Source organism: Arthrobacter sp. UYEF3, assembly GCF_040546245.1.
Lineage (GTDB): Bacteria > Actinomycetota > Actinomycetes > Actinomycetales > Micrococcaceae > Arthrobacter.
In genome coordinates this window covers 36011-42216 of record NZ_JBEPNK010000029.1, presented here as the reverse complement: position 1 = coordinate 42216, position 6206 = coordinate 36011, and the positions used below count along the sequence as shown (strand labels likewise).

Here is a 6206-nt window from a genome sequence, read left to right as displayed (position 1 = left end):
GCATCCATGTGGCCAGATTAACTGAGACAAACCCCAGAAACCCGTAGGTGGCCAGGTAAGTTGCGAAAATGGCCAACTAAATTGAGACAGGACATGCGATCCAACCAGCCAGCCGCCCGCTTGACCGCCAACCTTACATAATGTTGATTATCGGCGTTTTATAGACCGTCCGGAAGGGGCTGGAATTTCCCGCTGCGGAGGCAGCTGCATGTCGTTGCCCCTACGCGCGGGACCTGCCACGGATGAAGTGGAAGATCAGCACCACGACGGCAACAACCAAAAGCAGGTGAATGAACCCGCCGCCGATGCCGCCGATCAAGCCGAGCAGCCAGAGAACAGCAATGATGATGGCTATCCAAAGCAACATGAGAGTCTCCCTTGATTATCTGCAGACGAAACACCAAGGGCCGTTGCCGGCAGGAAAATCCCGCTCCGATCGACCCTGATGCCGCTTCACTGTATGCCAGGATCGGGTTCTTGGAAATGGCTAAACTTCGTTCGGCCCAGGGACACGGGCAGGCCGGCCCGGCTCAGGCGCCGACGTAGGCCGCCAGATGTTCGCCGGTGAGGGTCGACCCTGCGTCGACCAGGCCGGCCGGCGTGCCCTCGAAGACGATCCGGCCGCCTGCGTGGCCGGCGCCGGGGCCCAGGTCGATGATCCAGTCCGCGTGCGCCATGACCGCCTGGTGGTGCTCGATGACGATCACGGACTTGCCCGAATCCACCAGCCGGTCCAGCAGCCCCAGGAGGTTCCCGACATCGGCAAGGTGCAGCCCGGTGGTCGGCTCGTCGAGGACGTAGACCTCGCCCTTCTCGGCCATCTGGGTGGCCAGTTTGAGCCGCTGCCGTTCGCCGCCGGAGAGCGTCGTGAGCGGCTGGCCGAGGCTGAGGTAGCCGAGGCCGACGTCGGCGAGCCGGGCCAGGACCTTGTGCGCGGCCGGCGTCTTCGCGTCGCCGTCGCCGAAAAACCCCTCGGCCGCGGTCACCGGCATCGCCAGGACCTCGGCGATGTTCCGGCCGCCGAGCGTGTACTCCAGCACCGACGCCTGGAACCGTTTGCCGCCGCATTCCTCACAGGTCGATTCCACGGTGGCCATGACGCCCAGGTCGGTGTAGATCACACCGGCCCCGTTGCAAGTGGGGCACGCGCCCTCTGAGTTGGAGCTGAAGAGCGCAGGCTTGACCCCGTTGGCCTTCCCGAACGCCTTCCGAATCGGCTCCAGCAGTCCGCTGTAGGTCGCGGGGTTGCTGCGGCGCGAACCCCGGATCGCGCCCTGGTCGATCACCACCACGCCGTCCCGGCCGGCCACCGAACCATTGATCAGCGAACTCTTGCCGGACCCGGCCACACCTGTGAGTACGCAGAGTACCCCCAGCGGAATAGCGACGTCGACGTTCCGGAGGTTGTGCGTCGAAGCGCCCTGGATCCTCAGAGCACCGGTTGAGGCACGCACGGACTCCTTCAGCACAGCGCGGTCATCCAGGTGCCGGCCGGTGGTGGTGTCACTCCCCCGCAGGTCCTCAACGGTGCCCTGGAAGACAACCTCGCCGCCGGCGGTGCCGGCGCCGGGGCCAAGGTCCACGACGTGGTCGGCTATCGCGATGGTCTCGGGCTTATGTTCGACGACGAGTACGGTGTTGCCCTTGTCCCGCAGTTGCACCAGCAGGCCGTTCATCCGCTCGATGTCGTGCGGGTGCAGGCCGATCGTGGGCTCGTCAAAGACATAGGTGATGTCGGTGAGCGAGGATCCCAGGTGGCGGAGCATTTTGGTCCGCTGCGCTTCTCCCCCGGACAGGGTGCCCGCTGGCCGGTCCAATGAGAGGTAGCCGAGGCCGATGTCCGCGAAGGAGTCCAGCAGGTGCTGCAGGCCGCCCACCAGCGGGGCCACGGACGGCTCGTCGAGTTCCCGGACCCAGCCGGCCAGGTCGCTGATCTGCATCGAGCAGAGCTCGGCGATGTTCTTGCCCTTGATCTTCGAGGACAGAGCCGCCTGGCTGAGCCGGGTGCCCCCGCAATCGGGGCAACCCGTGAAGGTGATAGCCCGGTCCACGAAGGCGCGGATGTGCGGCTGCATGGAATCCCGATCCTTGGAAAGCATGGACTTCTGGATCTTCGGAATCAGGCCCTCGTACGTGAGGTTGATGCCCTCGACCTTGATCCTGGTCGGCTCCTTGTACAGCAGGTCGTGCAGTTGCTTCTTGGTGAACTTGCCGACAGGCTTGTCCATGTCGAAGAAACCGGAACCGCTGAAGATGCGGCCGTACCAGCCGTCCATGCTGTAGCCGGGAATTGTCAGAGCACCGTCGGCCAGCGATTTGCTGTCGTCGTACAGGGCGGTCAGGTCGAAGTCTGTCACCGAACCCATACCCTCGCAGCGCGGACACATTCCGCCGAGCCGGTTGAAGGTGGCTTTCTCGGTCTTCGTCTTGCCCGCGCCGCGCTCGACGGTGATGGCGCCGCTGGCCCTCACGGACGGAACATTGAAGGAGTAGGCGTTGGGCGAGCCAATTTGCGGCATCCCGAGCCGGCTGAACAGGATCCGCAGCATCGCATTCGCGTCGGTCGCGGTGCCGACGGTGGACCGGGGGTTCGAACCCATCCGTTCCTGGTCGACGATGATCGCCGTCGTCAGTCCTTCGAGGTGGTCAACATCTGGCCGGGACAGCGCCGGCATGAAGCCCTGGACGAAGGCGCTGTACGTTTCGTTGATCATCCGCTGCGACTCCGCGGCAATTGTTGCGAACACCAGTGAGCTCTTACCCGAGCCGGAGACGCCGGTAAACACCGTCAGCCGGCGCTTCGGGATTTCCAGGCTGACGTCCTTAAGGTTGTTTTCCCGCGCGCCCTGCACGCGGATCAGCTCGTGCGTGTCAGCGACGTGCAGCGCAGACGGCTGTGTTTTTGTCTTCGCATCCGTACCGGGGGCCGTGCTCATCGTGTCTCCCTTGGTGAGGCGGCGCCGTGTCGCGGTTCCGACCGCGCTGCCGGCTCGTTGGGACCAGCTTAGAACAGCCGGTGGGCTGACTTTCCGCCGCAGGGAATCCATTGTCATATCGGACGGCCGCATTGAGAATGAACCATGACGGTCTACCTGAGGTCCCTGGAAACTGCTGTCCCGCCCACCGTATTGATCCAAGCCGAAGCTCGCGATGTGTTTGCCGCCCAGCCCGGGCTGAGCAGGCTCGGCTCCCGGCTCGTCAACACCTGCTTCGACTCCGCGGCGATCGACACGCGTTACACCGCCGTCAGGGAACTGACCACCCGCAGCCGGGCCGAGAACCCGCAGTTCTTCGACCCCGCCACGGGCCTGCTGCTGAGCCCCAGTACCAAGGTCAGGAACGACATTTTCGCTGTCGAAGCCACCAAACTCTTCATCGCGGCGGCGGAGCAGGCGGTCGCCGCCTGCCCGGGCATCGGTCCCGGCGACGTCACCCATCTGATCACCGTCTCCTGCACGGGGTTCTTCAACCCCGGGCCGGACTACAAGATTGTCCGGGCACTCGGGCTGAACCCCGCGGTCCATCGTTACCATCTCGGCTTCATGGGATGCTATGCCGCCTTCCCGGCACTGCGGGCCGCCAAATCCTTTTGCGACGCCGATCCGGACGCCGTGGTGCTGGTGGTCTGCGCGGAACTGTGCTCCCTCCACGTCCGGACGTCCAACGACCCGGACACCATCATGGGGTCCGCGTTGTTCGCCGACGGCGCCGCTGCCGCCGTCATCAGCGCCCGGGAGTTGCCCGACCAGCCGGCGCTGCTGAGCCTGGACCATTTTGAAACGGTCCTGACGCCGGTCGGCGAGGAGGCAATGGCGTGGAACATCGGGGACGAAGGCTTCGAAATGGTCCTCGGCACCTACGTCCCGCACATCATCGAGGATCACATTGTCGGCGCCCTCGAACCGCTCCTGGCCAGGGACGCCTCGCTGGGCGGACTCCCCTACCGGGACATCCGGCACTGGGCCATCCATCCCGGCGGCCGGAGCATCCTGGACAAGGTGCAGTCCAGGCTGGAGCTCAGCGATGAGCAGCTGCTGCCGGCCAGGGAAACGCTGCGCAACTACGGCAACATGAGCAGTGCCACGGTCCTGTTCGTGATCCGGCACATCCTTGATCTCCCCACGAACGGCGCCGCCGGCAGCCCTGCAGACGGCGGTGCAACGAACGACGTCGACAGCGGGGAACGCATCTGCTCGATGGCGTTCGGCCCGGGACTTACGGTGGAAACCGCGCTGTTCACCAAGATCAGCGCACCGCGGACCGCCGGGCCCGACGCCGAGGCGGAGCAGCATGGGATGCTCAGGCCTGAATCGGCCCTGGCCTGAGCGGCGGCACCGTGCTCCTGCTGCGAACCCGCGCCGTGGACGCCGTCGAGGAGATGGACCGGCCCGACTGCGACCCCGCCCGCCTGGCCCGGACCTACGCCCAGTTCGCCGCGGTCAACCGCGCAGTCTCCGGCTGGAGGGGCATCTACCGGCATCGACTCAGGCCGCTGCTCTCCGCGGAAACCGCCACGACGCTGCTGGACATCGGCTGCGGCGGCGGCGACGTGGCCGTGCTGCTGTCCCGCTGGGCGGCCCGCGACGGGCTTCGCCTGGCGGTCACGGCGATCGACCCGGACCCGCGGGCCGCCGCGTTCGCCGCGCACCGGCGGAGGCGCGCCGGCGTGACCTTCCGGCGGCAGAGCTCGGCCGAGCTGCTGCGCGACGGGGAACGCTTCGACGTCGTGGTGTCCAACCACGTACTGCACCACCTGCGCCCCGCCGAGCTGACCGGCTTCCTCACCGACTCCGCCGCGCTGAGCGCCGGCACGGTCATCCACAACGACCTCCGGCGCAGCGCGGCCGCCTTTGCGCTGTTCTCCGCGGGCGCCCTGCCCTTCCGCGGTTCCTACATCAGGAAGGACGGCCTGACCTCGATCCGGCGCAGCTACACCATGGCCGAACTGAGGGACGCCGCTCCCCCGGGCTGGACCGTGCTTTCCCGCTCCCCGTATCGGAACCTGCTCATCCTCGACAAAGCGCACGGGCCACGCTCCGTGGCCGGCGCATGACCGACGTCGTGATCATCGGCAGTGGCCCGGTGGGGCTGTTCATGGCCGCCTTGTTGCTGCAGGAGGGGGTCGACGTCACGGTGCTGGAGCAGCGGACCGGCCCGGAACCGCACTCGCGGGCCATCGGCATCCACCCGCCGGCCCTGGAAGCCCTGGCACGGATCGGGGTGGCCGAGGAGCTGGTCCGGCGCGGCGTCCCGATCCGGCACGGCCTCGCCATCAGCGGCGGAGCCACGCTGGCGGAAATGTCCTTTGCCGGGGTCTCACAGCGGTTCCCGTTCGTGCTGTCGCTGCCCCAGGGATCAACCGAGGCGGTCCTGGCCCAACGGGTGCTGGGGCTCGACCCGGCAGCGCTCCGCCGCGGCGTCCGGGTCATGGGACTGCACGACGACGGCCACGGGGTCACGGTTGAGGCATGCCTGGGAGGACGGGCGGTCAGCGTCCGGGCTCGCCTGGTGATCGGTGCCGACGGGGTGCGTTCTGTTGCCCGTGCGGCTTTCGGCGCGCCGCTGCGGTGCAGGAATTATCCGGACCGGTACCTGATGGGCGACTTCGCCGACGGCACCGGCTTCGGGCCGGCAGCCGTCCTCTTCCTGGCCCCCGGCGGTATCGTGGAGTCGTTTCCGCTGCCGGGGATGCTGCGACGGTGGGTGGTCCGGCTGGGTTCGGCCGGCGCAACACCGGACGCCGTTTGGCTGGCCCGGGAGATCCGGCGCCGGACCGACATCCCCGTGGACGCCGGAAGCAACAGCATGCTCAGCGGCTTCGGCGTGCGCTCCCGCCTGGTCCGCCGCATGGTAATCGGACGCGGCATCCTGATCGGCGACGCGGCACACGAGATCAGCCCGATCGGTGGCCAGGGCATGAATTTGGGCTGGCTCGACGCGCTGGCGCTGGCGCCCCTGGTACCGGCGGCCGTGGCCGGCAGCGGCTCCGGCTTGCCGGCATTCGAACGGAATCGGCGGCGCCGGGCGGCGCGGGCGGTGAGGCAGGCGGAGATTAATATGGCGTTGGGCCGGCCGCTGCGGGGAGGGCTGCTGGCCGCGCGAGACGGCGCCGTCGCCGCCGTAGCCGCGTTCCCGGCCGCCAACCGGCTGGTGGCGCGCCGGTTCACCATGCAGTAGCAGCGCCGAAGGCGCGATTGGGCGGCCGT

The 6206-nt window shown here is 67.5% G+C and carries 5 protein-coding genes; 3 read left to right on the top strand and 2 right to left on the bottom strand.

All coding sequences use genetic code 11. The features are described from left to right. Positions 1–220: 220 nt before the first annotated feature. Entirely contained in the window at positions 221–367 is a 147-nt protein-coding gene (locus ABIB14_RS16450; protein WP_354236982.1) for a lmo0937 family membrane protein, read from the bottom strand. A gap of 163 nt (positions 368–530) precedes the next feature. After that, entirely contained in the window at positions 531–2936 is a 2406-nt protein-coding gene (locus ABIB14_RS16445) for an ATP-binding cassette domain-containing protein (RefSeq protein ID WP_354236981.1), read from the bottom strand. 144 nt (positions 2937–3080) lie between these two features. Here ABIB14_RS16445 and ABIB14_RS16440 point away from each other — a divergent pair, with 144 nt between their 5' ends. The 3 genes from ABIB14_RS16440 to ABIB14_RS16430 are packed head-to-tail and all read left to right on the top strand — an operon-like array spanning position 3081 to position 6177. Continuing rightward, positions 3081–4325: a type III polyketide synthase gene (locus ABIB14_RS16440; RefSeq protein ID WP_354236980.1), complete on the top strand. Its 1245-nt coding sequence runs from the start codon at positions 3081–3083 to the stop codon at positions 4323–4325. A 53-nt stretch (positions 4326–4378) separates the two neighbouring features. Continuing rightward, the gene (locus ABIB14_RS16435; RefSeq protein WP_502909686.1) at positions 4379–5053 is read left to right on the top strand and encodes a methyltransferase domain-containing protein; all 675 of its coding nucleotides are present in this window, start codon (positions 4379–4381) and stop codon (positions 5051–5053) included. Continuing rightward, positions 5050–6177 (top strand): FAD-dependent oxidoreductase, encoded by a 1128-nt coding sequence (locus ABIB14_RS16430; protein ID WP_354236979.1) that lies wholly within the window; start codon positions 5050–5052, stop codon positions 6175–6177. The genes ABIB14_RS16435 and ABIB14_RS16430 overlap by 4 nt, the downstream gene beginning before the upstream one ends. The last annotated feature ends 29 nt before the right edge of the window (positions 6178–6206 follow it).

What these genes read in the sequence shown, in the direction of transcription:
- ABIB14_RS16450 (WP_354236982.1), bottom strand. Translation starts at nt 367, where the DNA reads ATGTTGCTTTGGATAGCCATCATCATTGCTGTTCTCTGGCTGCTCGGC.
- ABIB14_RS16445 (WP_354236981.1), bottom strand. Translation starts at nt 2,936, where the DNA reads ATGAGCACGGCCCCCGGTACGGATGCGAAGACAAAAACACAGCCGTCT.
- ABIB14_RS16440 (WP_354236980.1), top strand. Translation starts at nt 3,081, where the DNA reads ATGACGGTCTACCTGAGGTCCCTGGAAACTGCTGTCCCGCCCACCGTA.
- ABIB14_RS16435 (WP_502909686.1), top strand. Translation starts at nt 4,379, where the DNA reads ATGGACCGGCCCGACTGCGACCCCGCCCGCCTGGCCCGGACCTACGCC.
- ABIB14_RS16430 (WP_354236979.1), top strand. Translation starts at nt 5,050, where the DNA reads ATGACCGACGTCGTGATCATCGGCAGTGGCCCGGTGGGGCTGTTCATG.